Annotated in this window: 20 protein-coding genes and 1 tRNA gene; 18 read left to right on the top strand and 3 right to left on the bottom strand. The window is 64.1% G+C overall.

Annotated features, from left to right (window positions below):
* Nucleotides 1-53 precede the first annotated feature (53 nt).
* The 14 genes from rsmI to HPY67_03040 all read left to right on the top strand — a co-directional run bounded on the left by rsmI (nucleotide 54) and on the right by HPY67_03040 (nucleotide 11,314).
* Nucleotides 54-923, top strand: a complete 870-nt coding sequence (rsmI, locus tag HPY67_03105) for a 16S rRNA (cytidine(1402)-2'-O)-methyltransferase (GenBank protein NPV03702.1) — start codon at nucleotides 54-56, stop codon at nucleotides 921-923.
* Nucleotides 924-1,181: 258 nt separating this feature from the next.
* Entirely contained in the window at nucleotides 1,182-1,433 is a 252-nt protein-coding gene (locus HPY67_03100; GenBank protein NPV03701.1) for a hypothetical protein, read from the top strand.
* Nucleotides 1,420-2,142, top strand: coding sequence for a hypothetical protein (locus tag HPY67_03095; protein NPV03700.1), 723 nt, complete (start codon nucleotides 1,420-1,422; stop codon nucleotides 2,140-2,142). The genes HPY67_03100 and HPY67_03095 overlap by 14 nt, the downstream gene beginning before the upstream one ends.
* A complete protein-coding gene (locus HPY67_03090) occupies nucleotides 2,135-2,788 on the top strand; it encodes a DUF799 family lipoprotein (protein ID NPV03699.1) in 654 nt (217 codons plus the stop codon). The genes HPY67_03095 and HPY67_03090 overlap by 8 nt, the downstream gene beginning before the upstream one ends.
* Nucleotides 2,789-2,917: 129 nt before the next feature.
* Nucleotides 2,918-3,478 carry a CDP-diacylglycerol--glycerol-3-phosphate 3-phosphatidyltransferase gene (locus HPY67_03085; GenBank protein NPV03698.1) on the top strand — a complete coding sequence of 187 codons (561 nt, stop codon included), beginning with the start codon at nucleotides 2,918-2,920 and terminating at the stop codon, nucleotides 3,476-3,478.
* Between the two features lie 63 nt (nucleotides 3,479-3,541).
* Nucleotides 3,542-3,616, top strand: a tRNA-Val gene (locus HPY67_03080).
* A gap of 155 nt (nucleotides 3,617-3,771) precedes the next feature.
* A complete protein-coding gene (gene thrS, locus HPY67_03075) occupies nucleotides 3,772-5,688 on the top strand; it encodes a threonine--tRNA ligase (protein NPV03697.1) in 1,917 nt (638 codons plus the stop codon).
* Nucleotides 5,689-5,719: 31 nt separating this feature from the next.
* On the top strand, nucleotides 5,720-6,253 hold the full coding sequence (gene infC, locus HPY67_03070) for a translation initiation factor IF-3 (protein NPV03696.1): 534 nt from the start codon (nucleotides 5,720-5,722) through the stop codon (nucleotides 6,251-6,253).
* 18 nt (nucleotides 6,254-6,271) lie between these two features.
* Nucleotides 6,272-6,469, top strand: coding sequence for a 50S ribosomal protein L35 (gene rpmI / locus HPY67_03065; GenBank protein ID NPV03695.1), 198 nt, complete (start codon nucleotides 6,272-6,274; stop codon nucleotides 6,467-6,469).
* Nucleotides 6,470-6,630: 161 nt separating this feature from the next.
* Nucleotides 6,631-6,990, top strand: a complete 360-nt coding sequence (gene rplT, locus HPY67_03060) for a 50S ribosomal protein L20 (protein NPV03694.1) — start codon at nucleotides 6,631-6,633, stop codon at nucleotides 6,988-6,990.
* Entirely contained in the window at nucleotides 6,987-8,003 is a 1,017-nt protein-coding gene (pheS, locus tag HPY67_03055) for a phenylalanine--tRNA ligase subunit alpha (protein NPV03693.1), read from the top strand. Before rplT ends, pheS begins: the two co-directional genes overlap by 4 nt.
* A gap of 159 nt (nucleotides 8,004-8,162) precedes the next feature.
* Complete coding sequence (locus HPY67_03050; protein ID NPV03692.1) at nucleotides 8,163-10,580, top strand: phenylalanine--tRNA ligase subunit beta; 2,418 nt, start codon at nucleotides 8,163-8,165, stop codon at nucleotides 10,578-10,580.
* 35 nt (nucleotides 10,581-10,615) lie between these two features.
* The gene (locus HPY67_03045) at nucleotides 10,616-10,894 is read left to right on the top strand and encodes an integration host factor subunit alpha (protein NPV03691.1); all 279 of its coding nucleotides are present in this window, start codon (nucleotides 10,616-10,618) and stop codon (nucleotides 10,892-10,894) included.
* A gap of 60 nt (nucleotides 10,895-10,954) precedes the next feature.
* A complete protein-coding gene (locus HPY67_03040; GenBank protein ID NPV03690.1) occupies nucleotides 10,955-11,314 on the top strand; it encodes a MerR family transcriptional regulator in 360 nt (119 codons plus the stop codon).
* Nucleotides 11,315-11,470: 156 nt separating this feature from the next.
* Here the strand turns inward: HPY67_03040 and HPY67_03035 are convergent, their stop codons facing one another.
* A complete protein-coding gene (locus tag HPY67_03035; protein ID NPV03689.1) occupies nucleotides 11,471-11,755 on the bottom strand; it encodes a hypothetical protein in 285 nt (94 codons plus the stop codon).
* 258 nt (nucleotides 11,756-12,013) lie between these two features.
* The gene (locus HPY67_03030; GenBank protein ID NPV03688.1) at nucleotides 12,014-13,096 is read right to left on the bottom strand and encodes an IS256 family transposase; all 1,083 of its coding nucleotides are present in this window, start codon (nucleotides 13,094-13,096) and stop codon (nucleotides 12,014-12,016) included.
* 299 nt (nucleotides 13,097-13,395) lie between these two features.
* Between HPY67_03030 and HPY67_03025 the strand changes: the two genes are divergently transcribed.
* From HPY67_03025 to HPY67_03010, 4 genes are read left to right on the top strand one after another with little or no spacing between them, the layout of a single operon-like run.
* On the top strand, nucleotides 13,396-14,133 hold the full coding sequence (locus HPY67_03025; GenBank protein NPV03687.1) for a PTS mannose transporter subunit IID: 738 nt from the start codon (nucleotides 13,396-13,398) through the stop codon (nucleotides 14,131-14,133).
* Complete coding sequence (locus HPY67_03020; GenBank protein NPV03686.1) at nucleotides 14,130-14,402, top strand: HPr family phosphocarrier protein; 273 nt, start codon at nucleotides 14,130-14,132, stop codon at nucleotides 14,400-14,402. The genes HPY67_03025 and HPY67_03020 overlap by 4 nt, the downstream gene beginning before the upstream one ends.
* Complete coding sequence (ptsP, locus tag HPY67_03015; protein NPV03685.1) at nucleotides 14,399-16,177, top strand: phosphoenolpyruvate--protein phosphotransferase; 1,779 nt, start codon at nucleotides 14,399-14,401, stop codon at nucleotides 16,175-16,177. Before HPY67_03020 ends, ptsP begins: the two co-directional genes overlap by 4 nt.
* A gap of 13 nt (nucleotides 16,178-16,190) precedes the next feature.
* Nucleotides 16,191-18,773, top strand: a complete 2,583-nt coding sequence (locus HPY67_03010; protein NPV03684.1) for a hypothetical protein — start codon at nucleotides 16,191-16,193, stop codon at nucleotides 18,771-18,773.
* A gap of 121 nt (nucleotides 18,774-18,894) precedes the next feature.
* On the opposite strand, the gene eno is transcribed toward HPY67_03010, so the two are convergent.
* On the bottom strand, nucleotides 18,895-20,187 hold the full coding sequence (gene eno / locus HPY67_03005) for a phosphopyruvate hydratase (protein NPV03683.1): 1,293 nt from the start codon (nucleotides 20,185-20,187) through the stop codon (nucleotides 18,895-18,897).
* Between the last annotated feature and the right edge of the window lie 149 nt (nucleotides 20,188-20,336).

Here is a 20,336-nt window from a genome sequence, read left to right as displayed (position 1 = left end):
TGATGGGTGCCGGGTGCACCCGGCCGCGGCTGCGACAGAAACCGGAGACATCGATGAGCCGGCAGAAGGAAACGGGCAAGCTCTACCTCGTCTCCACCCCCATCGGGAACCTGGAGGACATCACGCTGCGCGCGCTGCGCATCCTCAAGGAGGTCGACCTCATCGCCTGCGAGGACACGCGGCGAACGCGGATCCTGCTCGGGCATCACGGCATCCCGACGGCGATCACGAGCCTCTACGACGAGATCGAACAGAGAAAGAGCGAGGTGCTGGTCGGCAAACTGCTGGAAGGACTCTCCATTGCCTACGTCAGCGATGCCGGGACGCCCCTGATTTCCGACCCGGGATATCGCCTGGTCAGGAGGGCCATCGAGGCCGGGGTCCCCGTCGTGCCGGTGCCCGGTCCCTCCGCGGCGGTCACGGCACTCTCCGTCTCGGGGCTGCCCTCGGACCGCTTTGCCTTCTGCGGCTTCCTCCCCGTGAAGCCGGGCCGGAGGCAGTCGCTGCTCAGGGCCCTGCAGGATCTGCCGATGACCCTCATCTTTCACGAGTCGCCGCGCCGGACCGTCGAGTCCCTGCGGGACATCCGGGACGTCCTGGGCGATCGGAAGGTCGTCGTCGCCCGGGAGCTGACGAAGCTCTTCGAGGAGGTTCTGAGAGGAACCGCCGGGGAGGTGATCGCGAAGCTCGAGGGGGCCGATATCCGGGGGGAGATCACGCTGCTCGTCGAGGGGGCCGGCGGAAGGGGAGACGCGGGGGACGCGGAGATCGAAGAGGCCATGAACCGCCTCGCATCGCAGGAGGAACTCTCCACGAAGGACCTCGCGGCGCGGGTCGCCCATGAACTCGACCTGCCGAGGAAGCGTGTCTACGACCTCGTCGTGAGACTGCGGGCGGGAAAGGCGGAAGCTGAGAAGCTGTGAAGTCGGGAAGCGCGGCGAAGCCGTCGGGTGTGCGCCGGCTCGATGCAGGATCCAAACTTCATAACGTCCCAACTTCTCAACCTCTCAACTTCTTAGGTTCTTCATGGGCAGCGGTCGGCGAAAAGGGTTGAAGACTCCGGGGAGGTATGATACTGCATCGGCATAAAACGCGGCAGGCCGGAATCACCGGCCTGCCGGCGCGGCCGGGGCGGTCAGCATGGAGGTCTCATTGCCCGGGCGCGGGAAGGGGGAACCGGTTTGGACGACAAGATCAGCAGAGAGGCAGAGGCGCCGTTTCGGGATGCGGGGCGCAAGGTGTACGAGCTCACCGACGTCGTGGAGGAGCCCAGGATCGACGCCCTCGTCGGCGGCCGGCTGCAGGACGAGATCATGAAGAAGGTCGCCGAGATCGCTGAGCGGGTCGCGAGGGAGCAGTTCCCTGCCATAGCCGAGCGCATCATCCGGGAAGAGATCGAAACCCTCAAGAAGACGGCTGATGAATCACCTTAGCCACACCCGCCCTTCCGTGCGGGCGACCCTCATCGGCTGTGCACTGCTGCTCGCACTCTCCGCCTTTTCCCCGGCGCACGGCGCGGAGAGGAAGAGCGTCGAGGCCGAAGGGATCGCCGCCATTCAAGGCAGCAACCTCGCCCAGGCCCGCGACCGGGCCATGACCCAGGCCCTTCGCGGCGCCATCGAGAAGACGCTCCGCACGTTCATCCCGGCCGAGGCCCTGGCAGGCCGGCAGGCCGTCCTCGACGAGAAGATCTTCCCGTCGGCCGAGCGGTACGTCGTCCACTACCGGATCCTGCGGGAGGCAGAGCAGGATGGCGCTTACGCGGTCAGGATCGCCGCGACCGTCGATGTGGGCGGTCTGCGGGGGGACCTGCGCCGGCACGGCATTTCAGGCGCGGCGGCGGACGAGACCGGCGGATCGGAGCAGCAGCTCGTGCTCGCCGTCCGGGGGGCCTTCGCCAGCCATCATGACTATCTCGTCTTCCGAGACCTGCTCGCCGGCATCCCCGGGGTGCAGCGTGTCACGCCCGTCTCGATCGCGCCGGAGCTCTGCGAGTGGCGCCTCCATACTTCCGAGGGCGCCGCGGTCATCGCGCGGGAGCTCTCGAGGCGGAAGTTCAAGGGGACGCCGCTGCGCATCGTGCAGTCCGATGCGGAGGGGATCGTCGCGACATTCAACGGCAAAGGGGGCTTGCGTGATTGAATCCAGAACGGCCCGGCTCTCCTGCATCCTGATCCTTGGGGTCGCCCTGATGCAGGGGTGCTCGACACTGGCGAAGATTCCCGTCATCCGTGATCTGCCCTTCGTGTCGAAGGCGGAGGAGGACGCGCAGCCGGCCTTGCCCAGCCTCGGGGTGAAAACGATCGCCGTCCTGCCCGTGGAGATCAAGGCCGGCAGCCCCGACGCTGCGCGGATGATCCGTGAAAAACTCCTCCAGGAGCTCTATTTCAAGGGTTATCCGAAAGTCCCCTTCGAAATGGTGGACGCCGCGCTCGCGGAAGCGAGGAGAAGGGAGGGGGCAGCTCCGGGGGCTATGGTGCGTCCCCAGCTCATCGGGGGCTTGCTCGGCGCGGATGCGGTCCTGTACACCACCATGCTCGAGGCGGACACGACCTACCGTTACGTTTACGCCCCTGTCACCGTGAGGGCCGTCTTCGAGATCAAGAGCGCCAACACGGGCGAAACGATCTGGAGGCACGAGTCCCGGGCGACGGACCGTGATTACGGGGTCACGAAGAGCAGTCTCGAGTTAGGGTCGGCGAAGATCTTCGAGGACGTGATCTTCGAGGCCGTGAGGCAGGCCGTCGAAAAGCTCCCTGACGGCCCGGCGATATCGGGGGCGAGATAACGGGGACAGACCCCGGTCCTCGTCGACTTTTCCTGTCACGGTACACCCGTCGCCTTTGCAGCGAGTGACCCGGATGGGCGGATACCGAAGAGAGCAAACAGTCAGGACGGATTCCCGTGGGGTAACCCTGTGACCATCCCCAATTTTCTCACCGTTCTCCGGATCGTCCTCGTTCCGGTCATCGTCATCCTCCTGATCCAGGGGCATTATGTGAAGGCCCTGGTGTTCTTCGTCATCGCCGGCGTGACGGATTGCCTGGATGGGCTGCTTGCCCGGGTTCTCAACCAGCAGACCGTCGTGGGGGCCTACCTCGATCCCGTGGCCGACAAGGCTCTCGTGATCAGCATGTTTGCGACGCTGGCCATTGTCGGCGTGATCCCGGGTTGGCTTGCCGTGGTGGTCATCAGCCGCGACTGCATCATACTCGGGGGAATCCTCGTGTTGACCCTCATGTCCGTCAGCCTCGAGATCAAACCGTCTTTCATAAGTAAAATCAACACGATGCTTCAACTTTGCACTGTATTTTTTGCCCTCCTGCTGAAGGCGGGCGACGGGGGGCAGTATTTCCGAGAGGCCTTCGCGATCCTGTGCTGGCTCACCGCACTCTTCACTGTCATCTCGGGGGGTGATTACATCATCAGGGGGATGAGGCTCATCGGCGCCGGGGGCGCGAATCAGGGAAAAACATGATTTTGTCTTGACATCATTGCATTTTCTTGTTAATCAATACCCGCTTTCACAATGCATGGAAACAGGCACGTAGCTCAGGGGGAGAGCGCCATCTTGACGCGGTGGATGTCCAGGGTTCAAATCCCTGCGTGCCTACCATTAAAAAATTTTTTCTGAGGCGAAGGGCATCACAGGACGTCACAGCGTGGGTGCCCTTTCTTTAATTAAAACCCGAAGGTATTCAGCGCGTCCCTCCATGACGACCGGAGCGGCATGAACCGGGCCGGCGAGGGGGGAGAATCGGGGATCGTCCGATGAGTAAAATCGACATCCAATACCCGGATCAAACCCGGAAGTCCTTCGAGGCCGGGCTGGCTGCGGGCGAAATCCTTGCCGCCTGGAAGGCGGAGGCCGCCCGCGACGCCGTCGCCGCCCGGTTCAACGGACGGATGATCGACCTTTCGAGCCCGGTCACGGAGAGCGGCTCCATCGACGCCGTGGACATCCACAGCCCGGAGGGAGTGAGCGTTCTGCGCCACAGCATCTCCCACGTCATGGCCGAGGCCGTGCAGGACATCTTCCCGAACGTCAAGGTCACGATCGGACCCTCCATCGAGGACGGCTTCTATTACGACTTCGACTACGAGTCGACCTTCACGCCCGAGGATCTGAAGAAGATCGAGGAGCGGATGGCGGAGATCGCCGCGAAGGACGAGCCCTTCACGCGCCGTGAAGTCAGCCGGGAAGAGGCGGTCGAGCTGTTCAAGAAGAAGGGCGAGCCTTACAAGGTGGAGCTGATCAACGACCTGCCCGCCGACGTCAAGACGGTGAGCCTCTACACGCAGGGCAACTTCACGGACCTGTGCCGGGGCCCCCACATCCCGTCGACAGGCAAGATCAAGGCCTTCAAGCTCCTCAACGTGGCCGGCGCCTACTGGCGGGGCGACGAGCACAACAAGATGCTCCAGCGCATCTACGGGACGGGGTTTGCCACCCCGAAGCAGATGGAGGAGTATCTCAACTTCATCGAGGAGGCCAAGAGGCGCGACCACCGCAAGCTCGGCAGGGAGCTGGACCTCTTCCAGATCAACGAGGAGGTGGGGCCGGGGCTCGTCATCTGGCACCCGAAGGGGGCCATGCTCCGGACCATCATCGAGGACTGGGAGCGCAAGGAGCATTTCAAACGGGGCTACGACATCGTCGTGGGCCCGCAGATCCTCCGGGACCACATGTGGATCCGCTCGGGCCACATGGACCACTACAAGGAGTCGATGTATTTCACCGAGGTGGAGGACCAGGCCTACGGGATCAAGCCCATGAACTGCCTCTCGCACATGATGATCTACAAGTCGAAGATCCGCAGCTACCGGGATCTGCCCCTGCGGTACTTCGAGCTGGGCACCGTGCACCGCCACGAGAAGACGGGGGTGCTGCACGGGCTGACGCGCGTGCGGCAGTTCACGCAGGACGACGCCCACATCCTCTGCACGCCGGATCAGCTCAACGCGGAGATCCTGGCCATTGCCGATTTCGTCAAGTACGCCATGGGGATCTTCGGCTTCGAGTACGAGGTTGAGCTCAGCACGCGCCCGCCGAACTCCATCGGGAGCGACAGGGACTGGGAGATGGCCACGGCCGCCCTGGAGCAGTCCCTGAAGGACAACCGGATGGCCTACGACATCAACGAGGGCGACGGCGCCTTCTACGGCCCGAAGATCGACTTCAAGCTCAAGGACGCCCTGAAGCGCAAGTGGCAGTGCGCCACGATCCAGTGCGACTTCGCGCTGCCGGAGCGCTTCGACCTGCATTTTGTGGGGGCCGACGGCGAGCGGCACCGCCCCGTCATGCTCCACCGGGTCATCCTCGGGTCCATCGAACGGTTCATCGGGGTTTTGATCGAGCACTACGCCGGGGCGTTCCCGGTGTGGCTCTCGCCGGTCCAGGCCGTGCTCGTCACGGTGACGGACAACCAGATCCCGTACGGCGAGGAGGTCTACCGCAAGCTGCTCGATGCGGGCCTGCGCGTGGAGAGGGACTTCAAGAACGAGAAGCTGGGGCACAAGATCCGCGCCGCTCAGCTCCAGAAGGTCCCCTACATGCTGGTCATCGGGGACAGGGAGGTCGCCTCGGGAACGATTTCCCCCCGGCAGCGCGACGGCAGGAATCTCGGCGCCATGACGGCCGACGCCTTCGTCGAACTCGTCCGCGAAAAGTGCAGCCGCTACGAGTAGCGATAACCCGTCCCCGTCCCGGGGATGCAGAATGCCATCGGGCAGGAGGTGTCCAATAGAAAAACATCTTCGGATCAACCAGGGGATCAGGGTCTCCCAGGTGCGCGTCATCGACCTTGAGGGCAAGCAGCTGGGGATATTGCCCATCGCCGAGGCCCTGGCGGAAGCGGCAAAGGTGGGAATGGACCTCGTCGAGGTCGCCCCGAATTCCAATCCCCCCGTATGCCGGATCATGGATTACGGGAAGTTCCGCTACCAGCAGAGCAAGAAGATGCAGGTGGCGAGAAAGAGCGCGGCCGCCGTCCAGATCAAGGAGATGCGGCTGCGGCCCAAGATCGACGAGCACGACCGGGAGATCAAGATCCGCAAGGTCAAGGAGTTTCTGGAGGAAGGCGACAAGGTGAAGATCTCGATGATCTTCCGGGGCCGCGAGATCGCCTACACGTCGATCGGCCTCAAGATCATGGAGTCCATCCGGGAAGAACTGGAGAGCATCGCCACCGTGGAGCAGCACCCCAAGATCGAGGGGAGGAGCATGGTGATGGTGGTGTCCCCCAAGAAATAACGCGTAGAGGAGCAGTCCATGCCGAAGCAGAAAACACACAAGGGAGCATCAAAGCGCTTTTCCCTGACCGGAACGGGGAAAGTGAAGCGCAAAAGGGCCTTCCACAGCCACATCCTGACGAAGAAGACGACGAAGAGAAAGCGCAAGCTGAGAAAGTCGACGATCCTCGACGCCCGTGACACCAAGGGCATCAAGAGGCTCATCCCCTACGCCTAGCGGCGGTCTGCCGGCGAGGCGGGGTGAGCAGCGGGACGGCGTGACGTAGAGGGGCTTCCTCCCCTCTATTTTCATTCACGAGGCTAAAGGCTAAAGGCTAAAGGCTAAAGGCTTCAAGAGCCTCTTAATCGCTGTAACGAATCTGTTTGGGAGACAGTATCATGGCACGTGTAAAGCGAAGTGTGACGGGAAGGAAGAAACGCAGGAAGATCATGAAGCTGGCCAAGGGCTATTTCGGGGCCCGGCGCAGGGCGTACCGCCTCGCGACGGAGTCCGTCAACCGGGCCCTTGCCTTTGCCTTCCGCGACCGCAAGGCCCGCAAGCGCGAGTTCCGCAGCCTCTGGATCGCGCGGATCAACGCCGCGGCGAGACTCAACAACCTTTCCTACAGCCGTTTCATCGACGGGCTCAAGAAGGCGGGCGTTTCCCTTGACCGCAAGGTCCTGGCGGACATCGCCGTCCACGACCCCCGTGCGTTCTCCGAAATTGCCGGCATCGCGGCAGGCGGGAAGAAGGGATGAGAGAGCAGCTGGAGAAGCTTCAGCGCGACGCCGAGGAGGAGCTGCGCGGGGCCTCGACGGACGAGGCGATCCAGGCGATCCGGACGAAATACCTGGGCCGCAAGGGCGCGCTCACGTCCATCCTGCGCGGGCTGGGGTCCGTGCCGCCCGAAGAGCGGCCTGCGATGGGGCAGCTGGCCAACCAGGTCAAGGAGGCCCTCTCTCGGCGCATCGATGAAGTCCTCGACGGGATCGCGGCATCGAAAAAGGACAGCCGTCTCCTGCAGGAGAGGCTCGACGTGACTCTGCCCGGGCGGGGACCCGCCCGGGGGACCCTGCACCCTATCACCCAGGTGACGCAGGAGATCTGCGGGATCTTCGCCGCGCTGGGCTTCGTTGTGGCCGAGGGGCCCGAGGTCGAGCTGGACTACTACAATTTCGAAGCCCTCAACATGGCCAAGGACCACCCGTCGCGGGACATGCAGGCGACGTTCTACATCGCGGGCAACCTGCTTCTCAGGACACACACCTCGCCGGTCCAGGTCCGCGTGATGGAAAAGCAGCAGCCGCCCGTGCGGGTCATCGCGCCGGGAAAGGTGTACCGGCCCGACGCCGACATTTCCCACTCCCCGATGTTCCACCAGATCGAAGGGCTCTACGTCGACCGGAGGGTCACCTTCGGGGACCTGAAGGGAACACTCACGTACTTCCTGCATCACGTCTTCGGCAGCGAAATCGGCGTGCGGTTCCGCCCGAGCTTCTTCCCCTTCACGGAGCCCAGCGCAGAGGTCGACATCCAGTGCGTCATGTGCCGCGGGAAAGGCTGCCGGGTGTGCGGACAGAGCGGCTGGCTCGAGATCCTGGGATCCGGCATGGTCGACCCCGAAGTCTTCAAGGCCGTGGGGTACGACAGCGAGCAGTACACGGGATTTGCCTTCGGCCTCGGTGTCGAGCGGATCGCCATGCTGCGCTACGGCATCTCCGACATCCGGCTCTTCACGGAGAACGACCGCCGGTTCCTGGAACAGTTTTAAGTATTGGCTTAGGGCTTAAGGCCAATGGCTTAAGGCAGCAAAAGAATTTCAATTGAGTGTTGGCGTATAGCGCAAGGCATCTGGCTTGGGGTAAAGAGCATTCTGTTCACCTTTAGGCCTTACGCCTTCAGCCTTATGCCATAAGCCGTTTAGGTGATTATGAAAGTCAGTCTTCGGTGGCTCAGGGATTACGTCGATATCGACATCACACCGCAGGAGCTGGCGGACCGTCTCACGATGGCCGGTCTCGAGGTGGACGCCGTGGAGGACTACGCCCCCGCCTTCACCGGGGTCGTCACGGCCAGGATCCTGACCATGCGGCGCCATCCCGACGCCGACAAGCTGCATCTCCTGGAGGTGACCACGGGCGGCGGGCCGCTTCCCATCGTCTGCGGCGCCCCGAACATGAAGCCGGGCGACGTGGTGGCCCTTGCCACGGTCGGCGCCGTGATCCCCGGGGGCTACGTCATCAAGAGCTCGAAGATCCGCGGGGAGGCCTCCGAAGGCATGCTGTGCTCCGAGGACGAGCTGGGAATCGGACCCGACGCGTCGGGCCTGCTGATCCTGCCGCCGGAGACGCCGCTGGGAAAGGACCTCGCCGATGTCCTCGATCTGCGCGACACGGTGCTCGACATCGGCGTCACGCCCAACCGGGCCGACTGCCTGAGCATCGTCGGCATCGCCCGCGAGGCGGCCGTCCTGTGCGGCAGGAAGCTGCGCTACCCGAAGATCGCTTTCAAGGAATCCCCTGAGGACATCCGGTCCGTCACCTCCGTCGAGATCCAGGACCCCGACCTCTGCCCCCGGTACACGGCCCGCGTGATACGGGGAGTCAAGATCCAGCCGTCGCCGAAGTGGATGCGGCTGCGCCTCGAGGCCGTGGGGCTCCGGTCCATCAACAACGTCGTCGACGTGACCAACTTCGTCATGATGGAACTCGGGCAGCCCCTGCACGCCTTCGACTTCCGCTTCCTCGAGGAGGGGAGGATCGTCGTGCGCCGCTCCCGCGAGGGGGAGCCCTTCGTCTCCCTCGACGGCAAGACCCGGACCCTCAACGCCGAGACGCTGATGATCTGTGACGGCCGCAAGCCCGTGGCCATCGCCGGGATCATGGGCGGCGAGAACTCCGAGGTGAAGGACGACACGGAGACGGTGCTGCTCGAGAGCGCCTATTTCGACCCCTCCGCGATCCGGCGCGGGGCGAGGTTCCTGGGCATGGGGACCGACGCCGCCTTCCGGTTCGAGCGGGGGATCGACCCCGAGGGGGTCGTGAGGGCCCTGGACCGCGCCGCCCAGCTCATCGCCGATCTGTCGGGCGGGCGCATCTGCAAGGGACACATCGACGCCTACCCCAGGAAAGTCCCCGTCCCGGGCCCCATCCGCGTCCGGATGGACCGCGTCGAGGCGATCCTCGGCACGCCCGTGAAGGCCGCGGAGGCGGCGGCGATCTTCCGGGGTCTCGAGATGTCCGTGAAGAGGGAAGGCAAGGGCATCCTCTCGGTCACTCCGCCCACCTTCCGTGTGGATCTGTGGCGCGAGATCGACCTCATCGAGGAGATCGCCCGGATCCACGGCTACGACAAGATCCCCGAGACCATCCCGGCCATTCCCGTCCCCGGCGAGCTCCACGACCGCAAGCGGGAGTTCGAGTCCGCCGTGCGGGCGGCCCTGAGCGGGCAGGGGTTTTCGGAAGTGCTCAATTTCAGCTTCATTTCGCCCCGCGCGGCCGAGGTGCTCGCCTTTCCCGCCGGCGACGAGCGGCGCCGCTTCGTCCGGATCGCGAACCCGCTCACGGAGGACCAGGCCGTCATGCGCACGACCCTCCTCTACGGGCTCCTCGAGACGATGCGAAGGAATGTCAATGCCGGCTTGCCGGACTTGAAACTCTTCGAGCTGGGCAAGATCTTCATCGCCCGCGGTGAAGGGGAACTGCCCCGGGAGGTGGACAAGATCGCCCTGCTGATGACGGGGTTGCGCCACGGGCAGAACTGGCACTTCCAGTCCCTCCCGGTCGATTTCTACGACATCAAGGGGGCCCTCGAGGGCCTCGCGGGGGCGCTGCGAGTCAGCGGGCTCCGGTTCGAGGCCGCCCCGGACATCCCCTGGCTGCACCCGGGCCGCGCGGCACGCGTCTTTGCCGGCGAAACGGAGATCGGCGCGCTCGGGGAGCTCCACCCCGATGCGGCTGAACGAATGGACCTGCGCGGCAGGGCCTTCGTCCTCGAAGTCGATGCGGAGCCCCTGATGGGCGGGGGCCAAAGACCGGTTGTCTACCGGGAATTCTCCCGGTTTCCCTCCATGGTCCGCGACGTGGCCTTCCTCGTCGGGCAGGAAACCGAGGCCGCCGGGATGATCGGCCTGGCCGTCTCGGCAGGGGAAGAATTGCTTGAAAAGGTTGATGTTTTTGATGTATATAGCGGCAAAGGTATTCCCGAGGGCATGAAGAGTCTTGGCCTGCGGTTTACCTACCGATCGGCATCAAGGACATTGACCGACGATGAAACGAGCCAGGCCCACGGCCGGATCGTAAAGCGGATCGTCGAATCAACCGGCGCCAGGATCAGGGGGGAAGGGTAACAGGACACCGTGGCCAGGAAAAGAGGAGGAGCGCGATGACGAAGATAGACATCATCCAGAATGTCTGCGACAAGCTTGGGTTTTCGAAGAAGGATTCGGCCCGCATTGTCGAGTCGGTCTTTGACATCATGAAGGATGAGCTCGCCCGGGGACAGAAGGTGAAGATCTCGGGTTTCGGAAATTTCGTCGTCAAGGAGAAGAATTCCCGCAGGGGGCGCAACCCCCAGACGGGTGCGGAGATCGAGATATCGGCCCGGCGCGTGCTCACGTTCAAGTCCAGCCAGGTCCTCAAGAAAGCCCTCAACAACAAGTAGGCGGGGCGATCAGGTCCTCTCCGCTGAGGACGGGAGCAGGTTCACGACGGGCATCTTTCGGTGAGAGGTCATCTCGTGGACATCGAGATCCCCGACAAAACCTACTTCCGCATCGGTGAGATCAGCAAGATCCTGGGCGTGGAGCCTCACGTCATCCGCTACTGGGAGACGGAATTCCGGACCGTGAGGCCCATCCGCACGAAGTCCGAGCAGCGGCTCTACCGGAGAAAGGACCTCGAGGCGCTCGCCCTCATCAGAAAACTGCTCTACGAGGACCGGTTCACCATTGCCGGGGCGAAGAAAAGGCTCCAGGAACTGACGCGTGAGCCGGAGGCGCAACGGCCGCCCGGCGGAGAATGCCGGGAGAAACTCCAGAGGGTCAAGCAGGAGCTGAGGGCGATCCGTGACCTGCTGAGCTAGGGAAGACACAGGCCGATGACCCAGGGGCCCGCTACGGGGGGCGGGCGTCCGGTGCACGCGGCGCCGCGTCAAAAAAACAGCCGATTTCCCGGGTATGCCCCGGGGAATCGGCTGTATCTTTCTGTGCGGCCGGATGCGGGGGTCCCGGAGCCGCGTCTATTTCTTTTTCACCGATCGCTTGGCGGCCTTCAAGGGGTTGATCTTCTGCGCGACTTCCTCCTTGACGACCTTCTTGTGCGTGGCCTGGGGGCAGATGCCCATGGACCACTTGCCCGCAGGGTTCGGATAGACCATGCAGTACTTTGCGCCCGAGGTCTCGATGATTTTCCCGCAGCCCTCGCACTGCTCCACGATCTTCTGGCAGCTGCCGCCCACGAAGCTACAGCCGTTTTTCGTCATGAACGCGCACTCGACGCCTGCTTTGATTGTCTGGCAGATCACTTGCGAAACCTCCCGTCGGTTTTCATCCCGTTGTCCTGATGCAGCCGGGGCACGGCGGCCCGCAAAAAATCGGCCATCCCTGTCGGGATGGCTTCGAACCACTGCGGCCCTCGACGCCCGTCGGCACGCGTAAGTAACAGAAAAAAAAAGGCCTGTCAAGGGGAAAAGAGCGACAAAAACCGGAAAAATTCAAGAGCATACCGTGGTAACGTCAAGTGTTATGTGTCATGACGAGGAAAGGGGTCATGGTTTTTTCTTTCAGGTTCTCATGGGTAAAGATGGCATAGAGGATTCTCTCCATGCTGGTTCGATCGGAGAAGACGCCCATGGGCGGGTTCTCCTGCGGACCTCGCGGAATCTGCGTTCGATGAGGTTGGTGGTCCGGATCGTGGGCCAGAGCTTGGGATGGGGCAGCCGGAAGAACGCCAGGAGTTCTTCCTCGTGGCTCATGAGGCTCTTGACGGCCTTGGGATAGAGCGGGCGCCAGATGCGGCAGAAGCGCTGCAGGACGGCTTGGGCCTCGCGCAGAGAGGCGGCATGGCTGATGGCGTGCAGGTCCTTCTTCATGGCGGCCTGGTCGCTCTTGCGGGCGTAGTTGAGGACGTTGCGGGTTTTATGCACCCAGCAGCGCTGCAGGGGCACCTGCGGATAGACAAAGGGCAGGGCGGCCAGCAGGCCCCGGCCCCCGTCGGTGATGATCATCTCGAGCCCCTCGCCCGTGAGTCCCCGTCGATACAGATCCGTGAGGAAGACCTCCCAGGCGCTCTGTGACTCGGCGTGGGCGATCCGGAAGTCGATGATCTCCTTGCGGCCCTGGGCCGTCACCCCCAGGACCACCAGGACGACGCGCGTGGAGGCCCCGGCTCCGGTTCTGCGCTTGAGCACCACCCCGTCGAACAGCAGGAACCGGTAGGCTCGGCGCAGCGGCCGTCTGTGGAAGGCGCTCACGGCCGCATCGAGCCTCCGGGCCACCCGGCTCACCGTCGTGGCGCTGACGGGCTCGCCCAGAACCGGCATCAGGGCGTGGGCGATCTTGCGGGTGGAGATCCCGAGGACAAAGCACGCCAGGATCATCCGCTCCACGCAGCCGATGCGGCGGGCGTAGGCCCGGACCACCCCGATCATGCTGGTCTTGCGGCTCCGGGGCACCCGCAGCTCGATATCCCCCAGCTCGGTGAGCAGGTGACGGCAGTAGCTGCCGTTGCGCCGGTCCGCCAGCGAGCGGCCCACCTCGTCGAGATAGCGGTCCAGCCGGTCGTTCATCTGGTCTTCCAAGATCCCGACCAGGGCCTGACGGGCCGCAGAGCGGTAATCCGCATCCCACTCCGGCGACAGGTTCATCTCCTTGATTATCCGGTGCGCTTGTGACAAACTCTTGATCGGCAAACCGACTGTCCTCATGGGGTACCTCCTTATGGGATCTCGCAATCTTGGGGGTACCCCTTTCCTGTCTCTGACACAAGATATGATACGCTACCCATACCGTCTGCACGCATTGACTAATGACGCGGTTCGTGTTACGTTTTTCTCGTTTGATTTCGGCCTTCCTCCTGCTGCCGAGGCGGACAGGGGCTGACGGTTTTCCGGTCCCGGGGCAGCGGGTTCCTTGCTCAAGGTAACAACGATCCGGCGTCGGTCAAGTGTTGAAGAGGAAAGGGCTCGTAAAAATCTTCCTGAGGTCGCTCCTGATACAGGCCTCGTGGAATGTTTCGCGGATGCAGGGCCTCGGTTTCGCCTTCGCGGCGGCTCCCCTGGCGGGGGAAAAGACGGGTGCGGAGGACACCGAGGCGCAGGCGCTTCTGGAACGGCACCTGCGGAGGTTCAACACCCACCCCTACATGGCTGCACCCGTCATCGGCTCCGTCGCCCGGCTCGAGGTCGAGGGCAGGCCATCGGCGGCCGCGGAGCTGAAGAACGCCCTGATGGGCCCCTACGCGGCGCTGGGGGACACGTTCTTCTGGGGCGCTCTCAAGCCCTTTTCGGCCGTCGTAGCCCTGTGTCTCGCCATCTTGGGCTATCTCCTGGCCCCGGTCGTTTTCCTTCTCATCTACAACCCCGTGCCCTTCCGGGTGCGCATCCGGGGCTTCCTGGAAGGGTGGCGGCACGGGGAAAACGGGATCGGCTTCATCCGCCGCCTCGATCTGCCCGAACAGGCCAGGCGCCTCCGGTGGGGCAGCGCGGTTGCCCTGGCCGGCCTGGCGGTGCTGGCCCCGTCGGCCGGGCCGCTGCCGGTCCCGCTTGAGCCCGGCCTGCTGACGCAGGCGGCCGGCCTGTTCGTTGTCCTGGCCAGCTACGCGGCCGTGAAGAAGGGACTTTCCGCCCTTGCGACTCTCTACGGTGCGGTGGCTCTCTGCGCCGTCTTCGTGTGGATGCGATGATCGTTCAGAAGACCCTCACGATCAAGAACGAACTGGGCCTGCACGCGCGGTCGGCCGCCATGATCGTCCGCGCTCTCGAGGGGTGCCGGTCGCAGGTGTCCCTCGAGCGCGACGGGGTCCGGGTCGACGCCAGGAGCCTGCTGGACATTCTCACCCTCGGCTGCCCGAAGGACAGCCGCATCGTGGTGCGCGCCGACGGCGACGACGCACGGGAAGCGGTCGAAAGCATCGAGAGACTCGTCGACAGCCGCTTCGGGGAGGACGCATGAATCCCGGCGATTCACGCAGAACCGTGATCCTGCAGGGGACGGGCGTGTCCCCGGGGGTCGCCATCGGCACGGCCCATCTCCTTCGTCGAATCGACGCCCCCATCTCGCGCTACCAGATCCAAGACAAGAGCCTGCTCGCCGAGGAGACGCGCCGGTTCCGGAAGGCCATCAAGGACTCCGAGGCCCAGCTGCTGGAGATCAAGCGCAAGTTCAAGGACCAGGAGGGGCTCGAGACCCTCTACATCCTCGACGTTCACATCATGATCCTGCGGGACAAAATGCTCATCCGCCAGACGATCGGGAACATCGAGGACAAGGGGGTCAACGCCGAGTGGGCCCTGCGGATGACCCTGGACAAGTACCGCGACGTGTTCAGCAAGGTCGACGACGAGTACCTGCGCGAGCGGGTCAGCGACGTGGAATACGTGGGGCAGCGGATCCTGAGAAACCTGGCCGGGGTCCACCACGAGTCCATTTCGGGGATCGGTGAGAACGCCATCGTGATCGCCCGCGACCTCTCACCCGCCGACACGATGCAGATGAAGGTGGAGAAGATCCAGGGATTCGCCACCGACATGGGCGGCAAGACCTCTCACACGGCCATCGTGGCCCGGGCCTATGAGATCCCTGCCGTCGTGGGGCTCGAGAAGGTCACGACGGAGGTCCGGACGGGGGACGTCGTCATCGTCGACGGCACGGCGGGCGCCGTCATCGTCAACCCGGACCCGGAGATCATCCGCCGCTACGAGGAGAAAAAGCGGCACTACGAGACGATCGAGGACAGCCTCCTCAGGAACGCCCGGAAGCCTGCCGTCACGCTCGACAGGCACAGGGTGCTCATCGGGGCCAACATCGAGTTCACGGAGGAGATCGCATCGGCCGTCCACCACGGCGCCGACGGCATCGGTCTGTACCGGACGGAATTCATCTACATCAACCGCGACCGGCTCCCCACGGAGGAGGAGCACTTCTGCGCCTACAAGAAGGTCGTCGAGTCGAAAGGCATCCGCTGGGCGACGATCCGCACCTTCGACCTCGGCGGCGACAAGTTCATGTCCGACCCGCGGCTTGCGGCGGAGATGAACCCCGTGATGGGCCTGCGGGCCATCCGCTTCTGCCTGCGGGAGGTGGACCTGTTCAAGGTGCAGCTTCGGGCCATCCTCCGGGCCAGCGCCTACGGACGGACGAGGGTGCTCTTCCCCATGATCTCGGGGATGGAGGAGCTGCTGGAGACCAAGCGGATCTTCAACGAGGTGAAGAAGGAGCTCAAGCGCGACGGCATCCCCTACGGCAGGGACTTGAAGGTCGGGATCATGATGGAGGTCCCCTCGGCCGCGATGATCGCGGGGGATCTCGCCCGCGAGGTGGACTTCTTCAGCATCGGGACCAACGACCTCATCCAGTACACCCTGGCCATCGACCGGGTGAACGAGAGGGTCAGCTACCTCTACGAGCCGCTGCACCCGGCGGTGCTGAAGCTCATCCGCCAGATCGTGGAGGCGGGACACAAGGCCGGCATCAAGGTCGCCATGTGCGGCGAGATGGCCGGGGAGCCCGCCTACACCATGGTCCTGCTGGGTCTCGGGATCGACGAGCTGAGCATGAACGCCCTGGTGATCCCGCGCGTCAAGAAGATCATCCGCGCCGTCACGATGAAGGAGTGCCGAAAACTGGCCGATCGGGTCATGTCCTTCAACTCGGCCTCCGAGATCGAGTTCTTCGTCCGGGACACGATGCGGCGCAAGTTCAAGGACGATTTCGAAACCGCGGATTGAACCCGGAGAGGCAATGAACCCGGAGACCCACAGCATGCCTGCCGGCGCCGTGGACCCTCACACCGTTGATGCGGACGGGAAAATCCGCGTCCCCTTCCACCGGCTCTTTTCGCGGTATCTCTCCAAGGTCGAGCTGGCCCCCGAACACGAGCGCGCCCTCCGGGAACTGGCCCGGAAGGGCGTGGTCGTCTACGCCCTGAAGTACCCCAGCCGCCTCAACGGCCTGATCCTGCACGACCTGGGGCTGCGGAAGGATATCCCGCAGCCGATCTATTTTCACGGGATGGGGACGCTGCTCTGGAGAAACGCCGCGAGGGCCGTCCGCGCCCTGCTGAAGAACAGCCCCGCCGAGCCGGGTGCCGCGGGTACCCTCGAGCGGCTGACCCGCCTGGGCCGCAGCTCCGTGATCTCGCTGAGGGGCTCGGAGCGCGACGATGCAAAGGACCCGCTCGTGCAGCTTCTCAACGCCCAGAGGTCACTCGATGTCCCCGTCACGGTCGTCCCCGTGGCCGTCAGCTACGGCCCGCGGAGGGAGAAAAAGGAGCGCCCCCTGGTGGACATCTTCTTCGGCGACCAGGAGAACCCGGGCGCGCTGCGGCGGCTGATCGCCTTCATCCGGTACAAGCACCGGACCTCCGTCAGCATTGCGGAGCCCATCGATCTGTCGCGCATCCTCCAGGAGACGGCCGGCGGGTCCCTGCAGGACGTCGCCGGCGGTCTGCGGGCCGAACTGATCGGCCGGATCGACCGCGAGACGATTGCGGCCCTGGGGCCCCGCGTCAAGCCCCGCGAGGAGATCATCCGGATCGCGATGCGGGACCCCGCGCTCGTGCGGTTCATGGAAGAGCACGCCGCCTCCTCGAACAGGGACCTCGAGTCGGTCCGGAAGCAGGCGAAGCGGTATCTCGAGGAGATCGCCGCGGACTACGTCGATTTCTACATCGAGCTCTACGACAAGGCTCTCACCTGGCTCTGGAACAACATCTACGACGGCGTCATCGCCGACCGGGAGGGGCTCGCCCGGGTCCGTGACCTCTCGAGGCGCATGCCCTGCGTCATCATCCCCTGCCACCGCAGCCACATCGACTACCTGCTGCTGTCCTACGTCTTCTACAAGCACAACATCCCGCTGCCGTTCATCGCGGCGGGGACGAACCTCATGTTCTGGCCCCTGGGGCACATCTTCCGCAAGGGGGGAGCGTTCTTCATCCGGCGCACCTTCGGCGGCAACGTCGTCTACCGCCATGTCATGGAGACCTACATCCGGACCATGCTCCGCGAGGGCTACCCCATCGAGTTCTTCATCGAGGGGGGCCGGAGCCGGACGGGGAAAATGGTCATGCCGAAGTACGGGATGCTCTCCATGGTCATCCAGGCCTGCACGGATCTGCAACGGGACGTGGCCATCATCCCCGTCTTCATCGGCTACGACCGGGTCCTGGAAGAGAAGTCCTACATCCAGGAGCTGGGCGGCGCCGAAAAGGAGCGTGAGAGGCCCAGTGCCGTCATCAAGAGCAGCCGGCTGCTGAACAAGCGCTACGGGCGCGTCTACCTGAACATCGGCGAGCCGATCCATATCTGCGCGTCCCTGCAGGCCCAGGACAGGCCGCCGGGGGCCATGGAGACCGACGAGCGCCGCAGCTTCTACCGCAAGATCAGCTACGAAGTCGTCAGCGAGATCAGCCGCGTCTCCGTGGTGACGCCCTTCGCGCTCGTGGCGGCGGCGTTGCTGTGCCATTACAAGCGCGGCCTGACCCGCAACGACCTGCTGGAGATCATCCACGAGCTGTTCCACTACCTGGCCGCGCGCGGCGTGTCCATCGCCTCCACCTTCGCCAACCCCGAGCGGGCCATCGACGAGGCCCTTGAGCAGTTCAAGGCCGCAGGGTTCATCACGGAAATGGGCGCCGAGGAAGGCGAGGAGGACGAGTTCGCCGAGGTCGTCTACTCCCTGGACGAGGGGAAGCGGCTGCACCTGGAGTACTACAAGAACAACATCCTGCACTTCTTCGTGCCCCTGTCGTTCGTGGCGGCCTCCATCCTCTCGACGAGCGAGGACACGGTCCCGCTGGTGAGGCTCATGGAGGACTACAAGTTCTTCAAGCGGCTGTTCCGGCACGAGTTCATCTTCGATCACCGCAAGGGGGACGCCGAGGAGGTCCACGAGGCCCTGGCCTACCTGCTGGACCGGGGCATGGTGGCGGGCCTCGAGAAAGGGGACGAGGCCTGGATCGAGGTCAAGGGCAAGGGGAGGACCAACCTGCGGCCCTACGCGGGGCTCATCCAGAACTACATCGAGTCCTACTGGGTCGTCACGCGCGGATCGTCCTACCTGAAAAAGGACATGCGCCCCGACAAGGAGTTTCTCAGGCTGGTGCAGAAGCTGGGGACCCGGATGTACCGCAAGGGGGAAATCCTGCGCAGTGAGGCCCAGAGCGTGTCGAACTACCAGAACGCCGTGAAGGCCCTGATCGACATGGAGGTCATCAAGGCCGTGGAGCGCAGGGAGAAGAAGGAGACGCGGACCTTCTACGCCCTCACGGAGGACAAGAGCCGGATCGAGGCGGTGCGGCAGCGGATCTTCCGGTTCCTGTAAGATCAATCCCCCTTTCTCCCCCTTTCGCAAAGGGGGATGGAAGGGGGATTTGTTTACATGGAGAGGCCCGATTCTGCCGTGCAGCGGAATCGGGCCTTCGTTTTGTCTTGTGTTGCAAGCCCTATGCCGGCTTCACGCTGTACAGCGCCTTGCGTCCCCGGTAGACCGCGGCCGTCCCGAGTTCCTCCTCGATGCGCAGCAGGCGGTTGTACTTCGCCAGGCGCTCGCTGCGGGAGGTGGAGCCGCTCTTGATCTGCCCGCAGTTCATGGCCACGGCCACGTCGGCCATGGCCGTGTCCTCGGTCTCGCCCGAGCGGTGGGAGACGACGGTGGTGTAGCCCGCCGTCTTGGCCGTCTCGATCGTCTCGAGGGTTTCCGACAGCGTGCCGATCTGGTTGAGCTTGATCAGCACCGAGTTGGCGATGCCCTGCCGGATTCCCTTCTCGACGATCTTCTTGTTCGTCACGAAGATGTCGTCGCCCACGATCTGGATCTTCTTCCCCAGCTCATCCGTCATGAGCTTCCAGCCGTCCCAGTCTCCCTCCGCGAGACCGTCCTCGATGGAGAGGATGGGGTACTTCCGGATGAGGCCGGCGTAGAATTGCACCATCTCCTCGGCGGTCTTTTCGGGCTTCTTCTCGGCCGCCAGGATGTACTTGCCCTTCCGGTAGAAAGAGCTGGCCGCCGGGTCCAGCGCGATGCAGACGTTGCCGCCGGGCTCGTATCCGGCCTTCTTGATCGCCTCGACGATGAGGACGAGGGCCTCCTCGTTGGATTTCAGGTCAGGCGCGAACCCTCCCTCGTCCCCCACGGCCGTGTTGTAGCCCTTGGCCCTGAGGACCTCGCGCAGGCGGTGGAAGACCTCGGCGCACATCCGGATCCCCTCGCGGAAGCTCCGGGCCCCCACGGGCATGATCATGAACTCCTGGAGATCCACGTTGTTGGGGGCGTGCACGCCGCCGTTGAGGATGTTGACGTGCGGCAGGGGGATTTCCCTCGCCGAGACGCCGCCGATGTAGCGGTACAGGGGCATTCCCAGCCTCTGTGCGGCGGCCTTCGCGCAGGCCAGCGACACGGCGAGGATGGCGTTGGCCCCGAGGACGCGCTTGTTCTCCGTCCCGTCGAGCTCGATCATCGCCTGGTCGATCCGTCGCTGCTGGAAGACGTCCATCCCCACGAGCTCGGGGCCGATCTTCTGGATGACGTTTTGCACCGCCTTCTGGACGCCCTTGCCGAGATAGCGGCTCTTGTTGCCGTCCCGCAGCTCCACGGCCTCGCGCTCCCCCGTGGAGGCCCCCGAGGGCACCGCCGCCCTCCCGATGATGCCCGACAACAGCATGACCTCCGCCTCGATCGTGGGGTTGCCCCTCGAATCGAGGATCTCCCGCGCATGTACCCGGATGATTTCGCTCATGTCTCCTCCTGGCAATACCCCTTTCCCCCGTTCTCCTGCCCCGGCGGGGGCAGGAAGCGAAGGAGGGGGAAGAATTTTCTCCCTCAAGCGGCCCCTTCCCCGGTCTCTCTTCAACCTGTTGAGAGAGGGTCCGGGCGAGGGTGAATATC

This window comes from Syntrophaceae bacterium (assembly GCA_013177795.1).
Taxonomy (GTDB): Bacteria; Desulfobacterota; Syntrophia; order Syntrophales; family UBA2192; genus UBA2192.
This window is presented reverse-complemented; position numbering and strand designations above follow the sequence as displayed.

Coding starts and splice junctions, on each gene's coding strand:
- rsmI (NPV03702.1), top strand. CDS start 54: ATGAGCCGGCAGAAGGAAACGGGCAAGCTCTACCTCGTCTCCACCCCC.
- HPY67_03095 (NPV03700.1), top strand. CDS start 1,420: ATGAATCACCTTAGCCACACCCGCCCTTCCGTGCGGGCGACCCTCATC.
- thrS (NPV03697.1), top strand. CDS start 3,772: ATGAGTAAAATCGACATCCAATACCCGGATCAAACCCGGAAGTCCTTC.
- infC (NPV03696.1), top strand. CDS start 5,720: ATGCCATCGGGCAGGAGGTGTCCAATAGAAAAACATCTTCGGATCAAC.
- rpmI (NPV03695.1), top strand. CDS start 6,272: ATGCCGAAGCAGAAAACACACAAGGGAGCATCAAAGCGCTTTTCCCTG.
- rplT (NPV03694.1), top strand. CDS start 6,631: ATGGCACGTGTAAAGCGAAGTGTGACGGGAAGGAAGAAACGCAGGAAG.
- pheS (NPV03693.1), top strand. CDS start 6,987: ATGAGAGAGCAGCTGGAGAAGCTTCAGCGCGACGCCGAGGAGGAGCTG.
- HPY67_03050 (NPV03692.1), top strand. CDS start 8,163: ATGAAAGTCAGTCTTCGGTGGCTCAGGGATTACGTCGATATCGACATC.
- HPY67_03045 (NPV03691.1), top strand. CDS start 10,616: ATGACGAAGATAGACATCATCCAGAATGTCTGCGACAAGCTTGGGTTT.
- HPY67_03030 (NPV03688.1), bottom strand. CDS start 13,096: ATGAACCTGTCGCCGGAGTGGGATGCGGATTACCGCTCTGCGGCCCGT.
- HPY67_03020 (NPV03686.1), top strand. CDS start 14,130: ATGATCGTTCAGAAGACCCTCACGATCAAGAACGAACTGGGCCTGCAC.
- ptsP (NPV03685.1), top strand. CDS start 14,399: ATGAATCCCGGCGATTCACGCAGAACCGTGATCCTGCAGGGGACGGGC.
- HPY67_03010 (NPV03684.1), top strand. CDS start 16,191: ATGAACCCGGAGACCCACAGCATGCCTGCCGGCGCCGTGGACCCTCAC.
- eno (NPV03683.1), bottom strand. CDS start 20,187: ATGAGCGAAATCATCCGGGTACATGCGCGGGAGATCCTCGATTCGAGG.